Source organism: Butyrivibrio sp. AE3003 (assembly GCF_000686065.1).
Taxonomy (GTDB): domain Bacteria; phylum Bacillota; class Clostridia; order Lachnospirales; family Lachnospiraceae; genus Butyrivibrio; species Butyrivibrio hungatei_A.
Map to the genome: position 1 here is coordinate 1,022,328 of NZ_JMLX01000001.1, position 13,130 is coordinate 1,035,457.

General features: G+C 40.6%; 15 protein-coding genes. 1 reads left to right on the top strand and 14 read right to left on the bottom strand.

Translation table 11 applies throughout. From position 1 onward, the window contains the following. Window positions 1–9 precede the first annotated feature (9 nt). Entirely contained in the window at window positions 10–1,368 is a 1,359-nt protein-coding gene (locus CD00_RS17280) for a radical SAM protein (RefSeq protein ID WP_034461979.1), read from the bottom strand. A gap of 190 nt (window positions 1,369–1,558) precedes the next feature. Between CD00_RS17280 and CD00_RS0104960 the strand changes: the two genes are divergently transcribed. Further along, the gene (locus tag CD00_RS0104960; protein ID WP_026654943.1) at window positions 1,559–2,758 is read left to right on the top strand and encodes a ribose-phosphate pyrophosphokinase; all 1,200 of its coding nucleotides are present in this window, start codon (window positions 1,559–1,561) and stop codon (window positions 2,756–2,758) included. A 75-nt stretch (window positions 2,759–2,833) separates the two neighbouring features. On the opposite strand, the gene CD00_RS19125 is transcribed toward CD00_RS0104960, so the two are convergent. The 13 genes from CD00_RS19125 to cdd all read right to left on the bottom strand — a co-directional run bounded on the left by CD00_RS19125 (window position 2,834) and on the right by cdd (window position 13,123). After that, on the bottom strand, window positions 2,834–5,308 hold the full coding sequence (locus CD00_RS19125) for a sensor histidine kinase (protein ID WP_026654944.1): 2,475 nt from the start codon (window positions 5,306–5,308) through the stop codon (window positions 2,834–2,836). Beyond that, window positions 5,305–6,000: a response regulator transcription factor gene (locus CD00_RS0104970; RefSeq protein ID WP_026654946.1), complete on the bottom strand. Its 696-nt coding sequence runs from the start codon at window positions 5,998–6,000 to the stop codon at window positions 5,305–5,307. Before CD00_RS0104970 ends, CD00_RS19125 begins: the two co-directional genes overlap by 4 nt. A gap of 17 nt (window positions 6,001–6,017) precedes the next feature. After that, window positions 6,018–6,899: a peptidoglycan editing factor PgeF gene (gene pgeF / locus CD00_RS0104975; protein WP_034461980.1), complete on the bottom strand. Its 882-nt coding sequence runs from the start codon at window positions 6,897–6,899 to the stop codon at window positions 6,018–6,020. Between the two features lie 25 nt (window positions 6,900–6,924). Further along, a complete protein-coding gene (locus CD00_RS20360; RefSeq protein ID WP_207640451.1) occupies window positions 6,925–7,098 on the bottom strand; it encodes a hypothetical protein in 174 nt (57 codons plus the stop codon). Between the two features lie 4 nt (window positions 7,099–7,102). After that, a complete protein-coding gene (locus CD00_RS20090; protein ID WP_051594086.1) occupies window positions 7,103–7,297 on the bottom strand; it encodes a YraN family protein in 195 nt (64 codons plus the stop codon). A gap of 23 nt (window positions 7,298–7,320) precedes the next feature. Further along, window positions 7,321–7,620 carry an EscU/YscU/HrcU family type III secretion system export apparatus switch protein gene (locus CD00_RS0104985; protein ID WP_026654948.1) on the bottom strand — a complete coding sequence of 100 codons (300 nt, stop codon included), beginning with the start codon at window positions 7,618–7,620 and terminating at the stop codon, window positions 7,321–7,323. Window positions 7,621–7,622: 2 nt separating this feature from the next. Then, the gene (gene fliK, locus CD00_RS0104990; RefSeq protein ID WP_026654949.1) at window positions 7,623–9,362 is read right to left on the bottom strand and encodes a flagellar hook-length control protein FliK; all 1,740 of its coding nucleotides are present in this window, start codon (window positions 9,360–9,362) and stop codon (window positions 7,623–7,625) included. After that, window positions 9,359–10,120 (bottom strand): ribonuclease HII, encoded by a 762-nt coding sequence (locus CD00_RS0104995; protein WP_026654950.1) that lies wholly within the window; start codon window positions 10,118–10,120, stop codon window positions 9,359–9,361. Before CD00_RS0104995 ends, fliK begins: the two co-directional genes overlap by 4 nt. Then, window positions 10,120–10,659: a signal peptidase I gene (gene lepB, locus CD00_RS0105000; RefSeq protein ID WP_026654951.1), complete on the bottom strand. Its 540-nt coding sequence runs from the start codon at window positions 10,657–10,659 to the stop codon at window positions 10,120–10,122. The genes CD00_RS0104995 and lepB (CD00_RS0105000) overlap by 1 nt, the downstream gene beginning before the upstream one ends. Window positions 10,660–10,688: 29 nt before the next feature. Continuing rightward, window positions 10,689–11,564: a ribosome biogenesis GTPase YlqF gene (gene ylqF, locus CD00_RS0105005; protein WP_026654953.1), complete on the bottom strand. Its 876-nt coding sequence runs from the start codon at window positions 11,562–11,564 to the stop codon at window positions 10,689–10,691. 29 nt (window positions 11,565–11,593) lie between these two features. Then, a complete protein-coding gene (gene lepB / locus CD00_RS0105010) occupies window positions 11,594–12,181 on the bottom strand; it encodes a signal peptidase I (RefSeq protein WP_026654954.1) in 588 nt (195 codons plus the stop codon). 63 nt (window positions 12,182–12,244) lie between these two features. Beyond that, the gene (rplS, locus tag CD00_RS0105015; protein ID WP_026487880.1) at window positions 12,245–12,595 is read right to left on the bottom strand and encodes a 50S ribosomal protein L19; all 351 of its coding nucleotides are present in this window, start codon (window positions 12,593–12,595) and stop codon (window positions 12,245–12,247) included. Window positions 12,596–12,700: 105 nt separating this feature from the next. Then, window positions 12,701–13,123, bottom strand: coding sequence for a cytidine deaminase (cdd, locus tag CD00_RS0105020; RefSeq protein WP_026654955.1), 423 nt, complete (start codon window positions 13,121–13,123; stop codon window positions 12,701–12,703). Window positions 13,124–13,130: the final 7 nt, after the last annotated feature.

Here is a 13,130-nt window from a genome sequence, read left to right on the forward strand (position 1 = left end):
TTTTCCTTTTTAATATGTATTATCAACCGGAACACCGAATAGTAATGCGGCAAGTTCATGCCCGTCGCATTTTGATATTCCAATCTTTATATCAAGCTCTTTTTCTATATCTCCGACCTTAACATCATCAAGAAGATAATCCTCGCCGCTTCTTAAAAGATTTTCCGGAAGATACAGTGTTGTTCCAAGCTCTTTGTCTTTTAACTGCTTTATAATATCCTGTCCCGTAAGAAGTCCGGAAACAGTAATCCTTTCGCCAAAAAATTCATTGACTATTTCATAAACATGAATCGTAAGGCCCTTGCACACTTCCATCGCTCTTTCAGCCATCTGCTTTATACAAGGATATACAAGCCTTCCTGTCGCAAGTGATATTTCTCTTTTTACCGAAGCAAGTTCATCCGGATAATTACTGATAAGAGCATCAAGTGATTCACCGAATTCATCGAGAAGAAGTCTCATCATTCCGACACCGTTCTCATATTGAATGTATCCGTCATAGCGCTCAGCTTCGGGGAAGTCCCTTCCTGCAAGGAAATACCATTCATCGCTTGCATGTATGAAATGTATGCCGTGCTCATCATACACTTTTTTCTGCCATTTTTCTATCAGATCTATGACAGCACACGCATCCTCGTACTCAAAAGGTTCAAGCGGATACAGCCCGTCCCTGTATTTGGAAAGCCCAACGGGAACAACCGATACGCTCTGCAGATTTGGGATGTACTTGGTAAGATCGGAGATCGATCTCTCAAGTTCGGCTCCGTCATTTACTCCCTTGCACAAAACGATCTGGCCGTTAAGCTCAATTCCCGTTCCCGGTGCACATAGTCTGTCCACCTTTTTAAGAGCCTCGCCGGCAAATCTGTTTCCAAGCATTTTGCATCTGAGTTCAGGATTGGTCGTCTGAAATGAAACATTGATAGGTGAAAGATGATACTTCAGGATTCTGTCGATATCCGCATCGGACATATTGGTCAGTGTGACATAATTACCCTGCAAAAAAGAAAGTCTGGAATCATCATCTTTAAAGTACAAAGTATCGCGCATGCCCTTCGGCATCTGGTCTATAAAGCAAAAGATACACTTATTGCTGCAAGACCTGTAGTTATCCATGAGTCCGTTGTCAAACTCTATTCCGAGATCCTCATCAAACTCCTTGTCGATGTCAAGGAGCCACTCCTCACCATCACTTTTCCTGATAAGAACTTCGAGATGTTCATCCTGCACAAGATACTGATAATCAAATATATCCTGAATATCCTGATCGTTAATCTTAAGCAGTGTGTCGCCCGGCTCAATATTCAGTTCTTCGGCAATACTGCCCTCATCGACTCTGCCGATAAGGTGCCCCTTCTTTGAAACCATCAAAAAATAACCTCATATTCTGCAGGATCGGCGTTACCGCTTACGCCTACACATGTGCGGTAACGAAATCCTCCGATAATGTATTATATATGAAATTCCTTGACTTGTCAGTAATCATAATGATAAAACAATATAGGAAGTTAAATGCTTCATAAAATATAAACTTCATATTCCGAAGAAAGGAACAAATATGCCAGATTTTTCTAAACTGGAAACTTCTATTCCGGTAGCTCCGCTTAATTTAATTGTTATGGACTCAGCAAAAGAGCTGGGTGACAGCGTAGATCATTATATCGCGGAGTTTCGCCACAATCTTTACAAAATGCCTGAAAACGATCCCGCATTTCACGGCTATGTCAAGGACAGCTACAAGATAAAATACTGTCTTGACCGTTTCGGAAGCGGCGAAGCAAAAGCTGCTATCAATGAAAGCGTCCGCGGAAACGACGTCTATATTCTTACCGATGTCTGCAATTACAGCATTACTTATAAAATGTATAACTACATAAATCACAAATCTCCCGACGATCACTATCAGGATCTTAAGAGAGTTATCGGCGCCCTTACGGGAAAGGCCAAGAGAATCAATGTCATCATGCCCTTCTTATATGAAGGAAGACAGCACAAGAGAAACGGCATGGAATCTCTCGACGCGGCTCAGATGTTTAAAGAGCTGTATGACATGGGCATTTCAAACTTCATCACTTTTGATGCTCATGACCCGAGAATCTCAAACTCAAAACCTCTCGGAGGATTTGACAACTTCCTAGCTTCATACCAGTTTATGAAGGCACTTCTCTCACACATTGATGACCTTATCGTAGACAAAGATCATCTCACTGTAATCAGTCCTGATGAAGGAGCTCTCGACAGAGCCGTATACTTTGCAAACGTTATCGGCGCAGATACAGGTATGTTCTATAAAAGACGTGACTATGCCCACGTTGTAAACGGAAGCAATCCTATCGTTGCACACGAATTCCTTGGTTCTGATATTTCAGGAAGAGACGTTATCATCATCGATGATATGATCTCATCGGGATCAAGTATGATCGACACAGCCAAGCAGCTTAAGAGCATGGGTGCTAAGCGAGTATTTATCTGCACTACATTTGGTCTTTTCACAAACGGAATGGATAAGTTTGATGAGGGATATGAAAAGAAATACTTCGATGCGGTAATTACTACAAACCTTACATATATGGATTCCGAAATAACAACAAGACCTTATATATTTATTGCCGACATGGGCAAGTTCCTTGCAACGATCATCGACTTCTTAAATCACGATGCCACAATGCAGAGCGTTAACATGCCTACAGAAAAAATCCGCGAGATCGTCGGTAAGTACAATTCAGGATGCAAGACTCCCGGCGAATTGTTCGACTGAAGATAAGCAAAACCTCCGACTTTTCAAGTAAAATTGAAAAACCGGAGGTTCTTTTTTATTTGAAATTCCTTGTTCTTATTGTTCTACACAATCAAACACTATCACTACTTTAAAAAGATCACCGTCAAGTCTTATATCAAACTCTCCGCCCTGTGCGATTGTGAGGTTCTTTGCGATAGAAAGTCCAAGTCCGCTTCCTTCCGTTGTTCTGGACTCATCTCCTCTTATAAATCTTTCCGTCAGTTCATCCGCACCGATATCAAGCTCGGATTCAGAAATATTCTTGATTGAAAACTCAACTTTCTTATTCTTACTATCTTCTGTGATATAGACCATATCCATATATACTCTGGTTCCCGGAAGAGCATATTTGCAAACGTTATTCAAGAGGTTCTCTATAACTCTCCAAAGATGCCTTGCATCTGCGCTTATGCACATGCTCATATCTTCGTGTTTAAATATCGGAGTAAGTGTGTGAGTCTCAAACTTCTCATAGAATTCGCCTATAGTCTGATTTATAAATTCAACAAAATCAATGGTTCCAAGCTGAATGCTTATATTTCCCGAACTTATCTTAGATGCTTCTACCAGGTCTTCTGTGAGCTGTTTAAGCTTCTGCGACTTGGTCTCAAGAACCTCGACATACTCTTTTACCTTCTTATTATCGATATTCTCACGTTTGATAAGATCGACATAATTGATGATCGAAGTAAGTGGTGTCTTGATATCATGAGATACATTCGTGATAAGATCGGCCTTTAGCTTCTCATCCTTCATGCTTGTATTAACCGCGATCTTAATTCCTTCGCCGATTGAATTGACCGCTTCAGCAAGATTTACATTGTCGGAATGAAGGTCCGTCACATCAACTTTAGCACTGACATCACCTTTTTTAATATTCTCTATGACATGAATTATCCCTTGCCTGTCATAATTCTGTCTGTATAAATAAAGTCCTACAAGCATGTCAAAAAATCCGGCAATAACTATTCCAAGAATTCCTATCCTGAAAAGCAGGAAATTGAGCACAACAAACAGTGCGTACGGACCCCATGTCCTTATGATCACACTGCCGTTGTTCGTGGTATTTAGAATCATCTCCCTAAAGATTGCCACGATTTTTTTCAAAAAGCTGTCTTCCCAAAGAACCTTATCTTTTCCCTTTTGCACAAGTCCGTATACAAGAGAAAGAAGTCCTATATCAATAACGACAGATGACACCATTCCGTAATACGGGAACAGCACATGTCTGAATATCTTGTCGAAACTTACATTCCAAGCAGTCATAACAGCGCCGACCACAATAAACGGAATCGCCATCAAAAGCGCGCAAACAAGCAAGAGTATTTCCGTCGGAATTCTCTTTTTACCATAGACAAGTTCTTCTCTTACAGGGATCTTTACGATATATACCGTAAAGATGATCAGATAAGAAAGAATCGCAAGTCCGCAGACAATGTAGATCTGGCTTCGATAAGGCATGTATTTTGAAAAGCTTGCCTTTCCTTTTGTAAAATCATCGGATGCCGGATATTCCTTTGTATCCACTCCAAGATATACCTTGATCTGGTCGGGATATGCATAGCCGTATGTGTTGATAACGGATCTTACCGTGTTCTCATTTATAAGAGTGTCGGTCTCATATTGGAATTCGTAAGGACAGTAGTAAATATATCTTCCGTATCTCTTAAACTTTTCAAGAATATTAACGCCTATTGTCTCGTTCTTGAGTTCTTCGACATTGGTATAGACTTCCGTCTTACCGTTGATCATTCTGGTAATGTAATATCTTAAATTTGAATTCTGGTAGCTGTAGTAATTGATAAGCTTTCCGTATTCCGCAAAATTCAGCGCAAGATTGTTCGCCGACTCTTCGACATACGAAGCCAAAAGATTGTAATCTTCCCATGTCGAAACGATATTCTCAATATTTTTTCCGTCGACAGTCTTGTATCTCTGCGTAAGTATATTGTATGTTCCGCCTTCAGGCGCAGAATTCCCCGATATGGTAAAAATCAAACTGTTATCATCAAGCTGCGAACTGAGATAAGAGTTCATACCACCTGATACCACGTTGTTCTTAAGATGTGTATATGTTGTTACGGGACTCAAGAACTTACTGCTGTCTTCATCGGTAAATTTGAGAGTTTTATATTCAAAACCGCTCTTTCCCCAGTTTAAGAGATCTGCAAGGTAGTAATTTGCGGTAATATAATCTCCCGGTAGAACACTTCCCTTACTGGCATATGCGGTGACATCGATAACCTTCTTGCCGTTATACTGTCCCTTAGTCTCAAGCTGGGTTCTTTCCGCAACAAGCCTGAATACATTCGACATATTGTTTCCAAGGATGTTGTTAAAAAGATATGACTCCTCATAGCTTCTGCTTTTATCGGACTCATATAGGTTGTAGGAAACATCTTTTCCCGCACTGTTAATAACAACGCTGGTTCCGACAACCGAGTATATAATGATAAATACAACAAAAGCAGCCAGAATATGCTGTATTATGCGCATTGTCACGCTATATCTAAAGCCTTTTTTCCTCATACAATCTCATCCTCAACCTTGTATCCTACTCCCCATACAACCTTAAGGAATTTGGGATCTTTGGGATTTATCTCAATCTTTTCACGAATATGTCTGATATGAACCGCGATCGTATTATCTACGCGAACCGCGGAATCATGCCATATCTGCTCATAAATCTGATTTATTGAATAAACCTTCCCCTTATTTTTTACAAGAAAAGCAAGGATATTGTATTCAATAGGTGTAAGTCTGATGCTCTCACCGTAAACAAAACATTCCTTGGAATTATCGTCAATCACAAGTCCGCCCGCCGAATACACATTTTCCTTTTCCACCATGCGTCCGAGAGATACATATCTTCTGAGATTGGACTTAACTCTTGCGACGAGTTCCAATGGATTGAAAGGCTTTGACACATAGTCGTCAGCACCGATGTTAAGCCCGAGTATCTTATCGGAATCTTCGCTCTTTGCGGAAAGAAAGATAACGGGGACGGTGCTGAATTTCCTGAGCTCTTTTACAAAATGGATTCCGTCCATTCTGGGCATCATAATATCAACTATCGCAAGCTGAATCTCAACTTTCTTCATAACTTCGATAGCTTCTATGCCGTCATATGCCTTGTATACCCTAAATCCCTCCTGTTCAAGATAAATCTCAATGGCATCAACTATTTCTTTATCATCATCACATACTAAAATGTTTTCCATATCAACCTCACAACAAATTATTCTGTTTCATCCTTAAGTGACAAAAATGCGCACAGATTACCCCTGTTATCCTTATGAACTCTGTGCGAGAACAAAAGATCCGGATTGCATCTGGTGCATATATCGGTAATAAGTATATTTTCAGTTTTAACACCGCTCTTTATAAGCGTATATCTAATGGCATTCCACAGATAAAGCCTGAATTTTCCGTTCGGATACGGAACTAAAATTTTTTCTCTCTCAAGTTCTTCCTCAGTATAATTCTCGGCAAACTCATCCGCAACATCGCCGCCAATCTCATAGCATTCGCCGCAGATAGAAGGTCCGACGGCGCAGATAAGGTCAGCAGGATCCGTTCCGTATTCCCTTGTCATTGCTTCGATCGTTCTTGCGGAAATCTCACCTTTTGTTCCCTTCCATCCCGAATGAGAAAGGCCTATAGCCTTTTTGACGGGATCGATAAAGAATACCGGAGGACAATCCGCATGGAACGTTGATAAAATAATCCCCGGAATATTCGTGATAAGTCCGTCTATATCCGTATAATCGCGAAGTTTTGCAGGGCCTTTACCCCTGTCTTCTTCCGTAACTTTCATTACATTTACGGTATGCGTCTGGAAAGTGCACACAAAATCATCGAGCTTTTTCCCGTGTCCCAGGACTTCTGAAATTCTCCTGTAATTCTCATCTACAGCTTCTTTTTCATCTCCACGTGTATAGCTTAGATTCATCTCGGAAAAGCATCCCTTTGAAACTCCGCCGAGCCTTGTACTAAACAGATGATCTACAATTCCAAGTTCTTCTATTTTAGGAAAAACAAGGTAATGAACACCTTTCTTTTCCCTAAGCTCCATTGTCTTCTCGCCGCCGCATCTCTTTATGTCAATATATCTGATCATTTAAATCTCCAATTTCTTCATTTCTTCAATTTAATACGTATTCAAAGGCATTCTTAAGCCAGTTTACATTAAGTGTTCCTTCTTCGGAAGCATTAACTGCAATTACATCATACCTTATCGGCACATCAAAATCCGCTCCGTTCATCTTAATATAAACGTTCGAAACTTTGCATATGGTTCTCTGTTTAGTATAACCCACACAATCAAGCGGATTGCCGTAATCGTCTTTTTTTTCTGTATTTAACTTCTACAAAGCAAAGATATTCGCCGTCTCTTGCAATAATATCAATTTCGCCCTGTCTTGTCCTAAAGTTTCTCTTTATGACCCTGCCACCTTTGTTTTTAATATACTCGGCAGCAATATCCTCATAAAAAGTTCCCAAATCTCTTTTATTCATAATAACTTATTTCTAACTTATTTCTATCTTTGAGACTTATCTTTTGCCTTAATTTTATCCATTGCATCGACAAAGACAAGAATCTCCGCCACAACCTCATATAACTCAGGAGGGATCATCTCTCCAATTTCCAGCTTTGAAAGCGTATCCGCAAGCTTACTGTCCTCATGAACCGGGATTTTGTTCTCCTGAGCCTGCTCAATGATTTTCTCGGCAAGTGCGCCCTTTCCCGAAGCAAGTACTACGGGTGCCCCGTTTTCATTGGGATCATATCCCAGAGCGACGGCGGTTTTTACTTTTTTGTTTTCATCTTTATCTGCCATAGTTACGCCCTCGCATCAAACGAAGCTGTGGAGATCACAGACATCTTATTAACATCAAACATCTCATTCACAGCCATGTCACCTTCGTCCTTATCATCATGAAGCATCATCTTGACCTGCATGGTATATCCGCGCTTTTCAAGCCTTTCGTTGAGGATATGGATATTGTCATTTATAAGATCAAGAACGCTTTCATCCATGACATAGAAGTTTGTGGAAACCTTATTTTCCTTCATCTTAACAAGCACGTCAACAGGCCCGAGATTATCCATATCAAGATGCAGAACCGCACTGACCGAACCGTCCTCGCTGACTCTTTTGTTCTTATTCCTATAGACGTAAAGATCGCCGTGCGCTTCCTGTCCGCTCATCTGAAGCGGCAGCTGAACATACTGAAAGATCTGATTAAGCTGATTCATAAAATCAAGGTTGTTCTGCATATTGGTCACGGTGCTTCCAAGTTTTGATTCAGCGCCCAGTGTATTCGTGATCGTATCAGACATGCTCTTTAGCTGACTTCCCAGCTTTTGATAAAGCGAAGTCACATTGTCCTTCTTCTCGACATCAAACGGCTTAAGAAGCCAATCATCAGCTATGGCATTCTTCAATATCTTTCCGAATTCTTTATGTGAAAAGAGATCCTTAAAAAGAGCTTTAGTCTCATCCGACATGTTCTCTGTGTCCGAGAGCATGAATGACAGTTCTTTTAACAACTCTTTTCCGTCAAACTTGACATCCGTATTTTCGTTAAGAGAAGCCGCCAAATATCTCTCTGTTATCTTTGGGGAAATATTTAAATTGTTAAGTTTTTGTACGAAATCTTCCTTCGAAATGTCCTCAAAAGGCATTTTTTCAGAATTTTTTGTAAACTCGTCAGCCCTTGCCACATCTAAAGAAATGACACCCCTATCATTTTTATCAACAAACTTATCTACATTATCCACAGATGAATTAGCGGTAACACCTGTCTGTTCTCCCGACATCTTTTCACTGCTTTCAATATTCGGTGAAACATTAACCGCACTTTCTTCTGCTTCGTTTTGTAAAGAAGATGATCCGGTTGAAACAAATTCATCTATGATTCCTTTATAAAGATTAAGAGCCTGATCAATCTTTCCTTCCGATGCAAGCGCATTAAAAGCCTGCGGAAGTTCGTCTGCAAATTCCTGCATCTCGTTTATTACCTGATGCTCATAATTCTTGTAGTTTTGGTACTGTGAAATATTGTTTTCGGTAATTGGAATATCAAGACTCTTCATCTCAACAAGTGTTGAAATAGAAGCATTCTGAAAAGAAGAAACCACATTGTTCATATCACGGAGCGCATCCTTATTTATCGGAAGGCCTGATTTCATCATACTCTCGACCATAGCAACGCTGTCACGTGTAATCGCTATGCCCGCAGCATTTAATGCTTTCTCCGTGCTTAAAGAAACTGCCGTGTTTTCAAAAAGAGGGGTAAGAGAAACTCCGTTTTTAGACAAGGACTTAACAGCAAAATTCAATGTCTGTCCCTGCCTAAGCCCCATATCCTCAGAGAGTTTGGCGCGTATAACATTATCGCCCAGACTTATATCGGCGTATTTCTCGCCGTTTTCCTCAGCTACGGATACAACCGTTCCCTGAATACTGTCGCCCGCCTTAAGCTCGACCGGCTTACCTTCGGCAGGCTGTAATTTAGTCTGAACGCCCTCAACGGTAATCGTAGTATTTTGTTGTGATACATTTAAAATACCGCTCATATAAAATTCCCTATAAAAGATCTGCGATGAATGGGACAAGGGCCGTATTTCTTTATGGCGTCGATATGCTCTTTACTTCCGTAGCCTTTATTCGAATCAAATCCATACTCGGGATATTCTTCCGCGTACTTTTTCATGACTCTGTCTCTCGTAACCTTGGCAATAATACTTGCCGCCGCGATCGACGCACTCTTTGCATCTCCCTTTATTATAGAAATCTGCTTGTACTCTTCAAGCTGGGGAATATGCACCGCATCGATCAAAAGAGCTCCGGGTTTAACGGAAAGCTCGGAGACCGCCATAGTCATCGCTTCAAAAGTTGCCTGCAAAATGTTTATCTCATCTATCCTTTTTTCGGATGCATGTCCTATGCCCACCGCTACAGCTTTTTCCATTATTTCAGAGTATAACTCTTCTCTCTTTTTTTCGGATAATTTCTTGGAATCGTTAATATATAAAATATCAACATCCTCGGGAAGCATTACAGCCGCAGCATATACAGGTCCCGCCAAAGGGCCCCTTCCTACTTCGTCAATTCCGCAAAGAAGACCGAACTGCCTGTTCTCATTTTCAAACTTTCTCATTTCCTTGAGTCTGGCAAGTTCTTTCTCTATAGAATCAATGCGCTTTTTTGCCGTATCAATAAGTTTACGGACACCCGCTCTCTCATCACTTTCATACGTGGCAATAAAGCTCTTAAGCGCATCGACGGTAACAGATTCATTTAGAACGCTCTTGATGTCATTAAGAGATTGCATTACTTTACTCCCCCGATTTTATCAAAGGGGAATATCCTGCAAACAACCCTTCCAAGGAACTTATCCTTGCTGATATTTCCGACATTTTCAAATCGGCTGTCCATACTTCTGTTTCGGTTATCTCCCATTACAAAGTATTCATCATCTCCAAGAACAACGTCGTTTATTGCCACTCCCGGATCCTCGATTACTTCATTTCCATAGTTTTCCTCAAGCTTCTGACCGTTTACAAAGATATTACCTTCTTCGTCAATCTTTATAGTCTCGCCGGGAAGTCCGATTATTCTCTTCACAAAGAATTCCTTTCCCTGATTGCCATGCTCATAAGGAAAAACAATTATATCAAATCTCTTTGGTGCACTGAATCTGTAAGAAACCTTCTCAATGATAAGACTATCGGCATCCTGCAACGTAGGCTCCATTGAATGTCCGACTACACGCGTCCTCTGTGCAACAAAAGTTATAAACAAAAAAGTAAGTACAAAAACAACTGCAAGATACAACACTGTACTCAGTACTTCTTTTAATACATTTTTCATTTCCACGGTCCCACTCCTTATATTAGTTTTTACTGCGGTCTTTCAAGTGATATCCTGCCAAGCTTGCCGTTTCTGAAATCATCAAGAAGAAGAGCCGCAGCTCTGTCGATGTCAGGTTCCGCTCCCTGCTTAAAGCATTTTCTGTTCTCGGCTATGGCAGATAGAATTGCACTATAATGAGTAGCATACTGCCTATTCTCAAGTTCTTCAACCTGTTCGTCCGTAATGCCGTACTTGTCGGGAATAGCATTCTTGTAATTAACTTCAAGGATCTTGATAAGCTCACATGCAAGCTCGCACACATCAAGATTCTCGTCATTCATGGATCCGATAAGTGCAAGGTGAAGACCTACAGTCTCGTCCTCAAACTTAGGCCACAAAATTCCAGGAGTATCGAGAAGCTGCATATTCTTCCCAAGAGAGATCCACTGCTTTCCCTTAGTAACACCGGGCTTATTACCCGTCTTGGCAGATGCCCTTCCTGCAAGCTTATTTATAAAAGTCGACTTGCCGACATTGGGAATTCCGGCAACCATCGCTCTGATAGGTCTTCCGACAATTCCACGCTTTTTATCTCTCTCTATTTTCTCGGCACAGGCTTTCTGAACCAGATCTTTTACCTTGGCTGCCTCATTTCCGGTCTTGGAATTCATCTCCATTACCAAGGTCTTGCCATCACTAAAAGCTTCCTGCCACTTCTTCGTCACGGAAGGATCGGCAAGATCTGCTTTATTCAGTATAACAAGCCTGTACTTGTTTTTTCCAAGTTCATCTATATCGGGGTTTCTTCCTGCTGCAGGTATTCTTGCATCAGTCAGTTCTATGATAATATCAATAAGTTTGATGTTTTCCTGCATCATCCTTATTGCCTTTGTCATATGCCCCGGGTACCACTGATAATTCATATAACCACCATTTTCTTATATGTTTTCCGTCAATTGATAAATCCGCCGGATCTGCTACCGAATCTAAGCTTAAACCACGCTTTACCGACGATCATGTTATCTTTTACAATTCCGATATTAGGACTTCTGGAATCCTCACTGCCGTTTCTGTTATCACCAAGAACAAAATATTCTCCGCTACCGAGCGTGATCTCATTATTGGCAATGCCTCCATTTTCCATTTTATCATAATTATCTTTCTGAATGTTTCCGTTCACATAAAGTTCTCCGTCAATTATCTGAACTCTGTCTCCGGAAGTAGCCACAACTCGCTTAACATAGTAATGAGAATTCACATTTCCGTTTGGCAAAAAAACTATCACATCATTCTTCTTTGGTCTAAAAACCTTATATGCGGTTCTGTTCACGAGTATTCCCTGTCCGTTTGCAATCGTATCTTCCATCGAATCTCCGACGTTTCCGATTCGTGTTCCGTAAAAATGAACGATCACAAATGCAAGCATAATAGCAATACAGGTTATAATGATCCAGGAAAGGATCTCTTTTAACAGCTTGGGTGTAATAACTCTTTTTTTCTGATAAAAAGAAAGTGTTCGCTTTCTTCGAAACTTAAACATATATGATCCCCTATTATAGAAAAAAGGCAATTACTACTAAAAGTAACTGCCTTTCCTAACCAATTATCTGGTAACAAGTTCCTTAACCTTAGCCTTCTTACCTGTAAGACCCTTAAGGTAGTTAAGCTTAGCTCTTCTAACCTTACCTCTTCTAACAACCTCTACCTTCTCAACGATAGGTGAGTGAAGGGGCCATGTCTTCTCAACGCCAACACCATAAGATTCTTTTCTTACTGTAAATGTTGTACGGTTGCTTCCACCCTGGATCTTCTTAACAGTTCCTTCGAAAACCTGTACTCTTTCACGGTTTCCTTCCTTGATCTTAGCGTGTACTCTTACAGTATCACCAGTGTTGAACTGAGGCGCATTAGCGTTCAGCTGCTCTTTCTCGAGCTCTTCGATAATTGTACTCATATCTTTTCTCCTATTAAATGGACGTTCTTAATACAAAAACTTAGTAACAGAGGACCGTCTGATTTTTACAACGCAAAATATAATAACACGAAATCATAGTAAAAGTCAACCCAAAACATCCTTAGGGCCGAATCTTTCGGGCAACATCTGAGGCAAAGTATAAACTTTGTACTCATCTTCCGACTTTGCGATTATTATTACAAAATCATCATCGCAGAATTCGCTCATAACCTGTCTGCAAACGCCGCAAGGGAAACAATACTCAAGTTCCTCTGCATCTGATGCACCTCCGATAATGGCTATAGCAGTAAATTCCCTGACATTTTCGCTGACAGCTTTGAAAAAAGCTGTTCTCTCAGCACATATCGTAGGCGTATACGAGGCGTTTTCTATATTGCACCCCGTATATATCTGTCCGTTCCCAGCAAGAAGAGCCGCTCCGACATTAAACTTTGAATAAGGAGTATATGAAATCTTCCTCATTCCGGCAGCTTGGGAAATAAGCTCTTTTATAATCTTCTCATCCATAACAACG

Excerpts from the sequence above, each read along its gene's own strand:
- CD00_RS17280 (WP_034461979.1), bottom strand. The coding sequence starts at position 1,368 with ATGGTTTCAAAGAAGGGGCACCTTATCGGCAGAGTCGATGAGGGCAGT.
- CD00_RS0104960 (WP_026654943.1), top strand. The coding sequence starts at position 1,559 with ATGCCAGATTTTTCTAAACTGGAAACTTCTATTCCGGTAGCTCCGCTT.
- CD00_RS19125 (WP_026654944.1), bottom strand. The coding sequence starts at position 5,308 with ATGAGGAAAAAAGGCTTTAGATATAGCGTGACAATGCGCATAATACAG.
- CD00_RS0104970 (WP_026654946.1), bottom strand. The coding sequence starts at position 6,000 with ATGGAAAACATTTTAGTATGTGATGATGATAAAGAAATAGTTGATGCC.
- pgeF (WP_034461980.1), bottom strand. The coding sequence starts at position 6,899 with ATGATCAGATATATTGACATAAAGAGATGCGGCGGCGAGAAGACAATG.
- CD00_RS20090 (WP_051594086.1), bottom strand. The coding sequence starts at position 7,297 with ATGAATAAAAGAGATTTGGGAACTTTTTATGAGGATATTGCTGCCGAG.
- CD00_RS0104985 (WP_026654948.1), bottom strand. The coding sequence starts at position 7,620 with ATGGCAGATAAAGATGAAAACAAAAAAGTAAAAACCGCCGTCGCTCTG.
- fliK (WP_026654949.1), bottom strand. The coding sequence starts at position 9,362 with ATGAGCGGTATTTTAAATGTATCACAACAAAATACTACGATTACCGTT.
- CD00_RS0104995 (WP_026654950.1), bottom strand. The coding sequence starts at position 10,120 with ATGCAATCTCTTAATGACATCAAGAGCGTTCTAAATGAATCTGTTACC.
- lepB (WP_026654951.1), bottom strand. The coding sequence starts at position 10,659 with ATGAAAAATGTATTAAAAGAAGTACTGAGTACAGTGTTGTATCTTGCA.
- ylqF (WP_026654953.1), bottom strand. The coding sequence starts at position 11,564 with ATGAATTATCAGTGGTACCCGGGGCATATGACAAAGGCAATAAGGATG.
- lepB (WP_026654954.1), bottom strand. The coding sequence starts at position 12,181 with ATGTTTAAGTTTCGAAGAAAGCGAACACTTTCTTTTTATCAGAAAAAA.
- rplS (WP_026487880.1), bottom strand. The coding sequence starts at position 12,595 with ATGAGTACAATTATCGAAGAGCTCGAGAAAGAGCAGCTGAACGCTAAT.
- cdd (WP_026654955.1), bottom strand. The coding sequence starts at position 13,123 with ATGGATGAGAAGATTATAAAAGAGCTTATTTCCCAAGCTGCCGGAATG.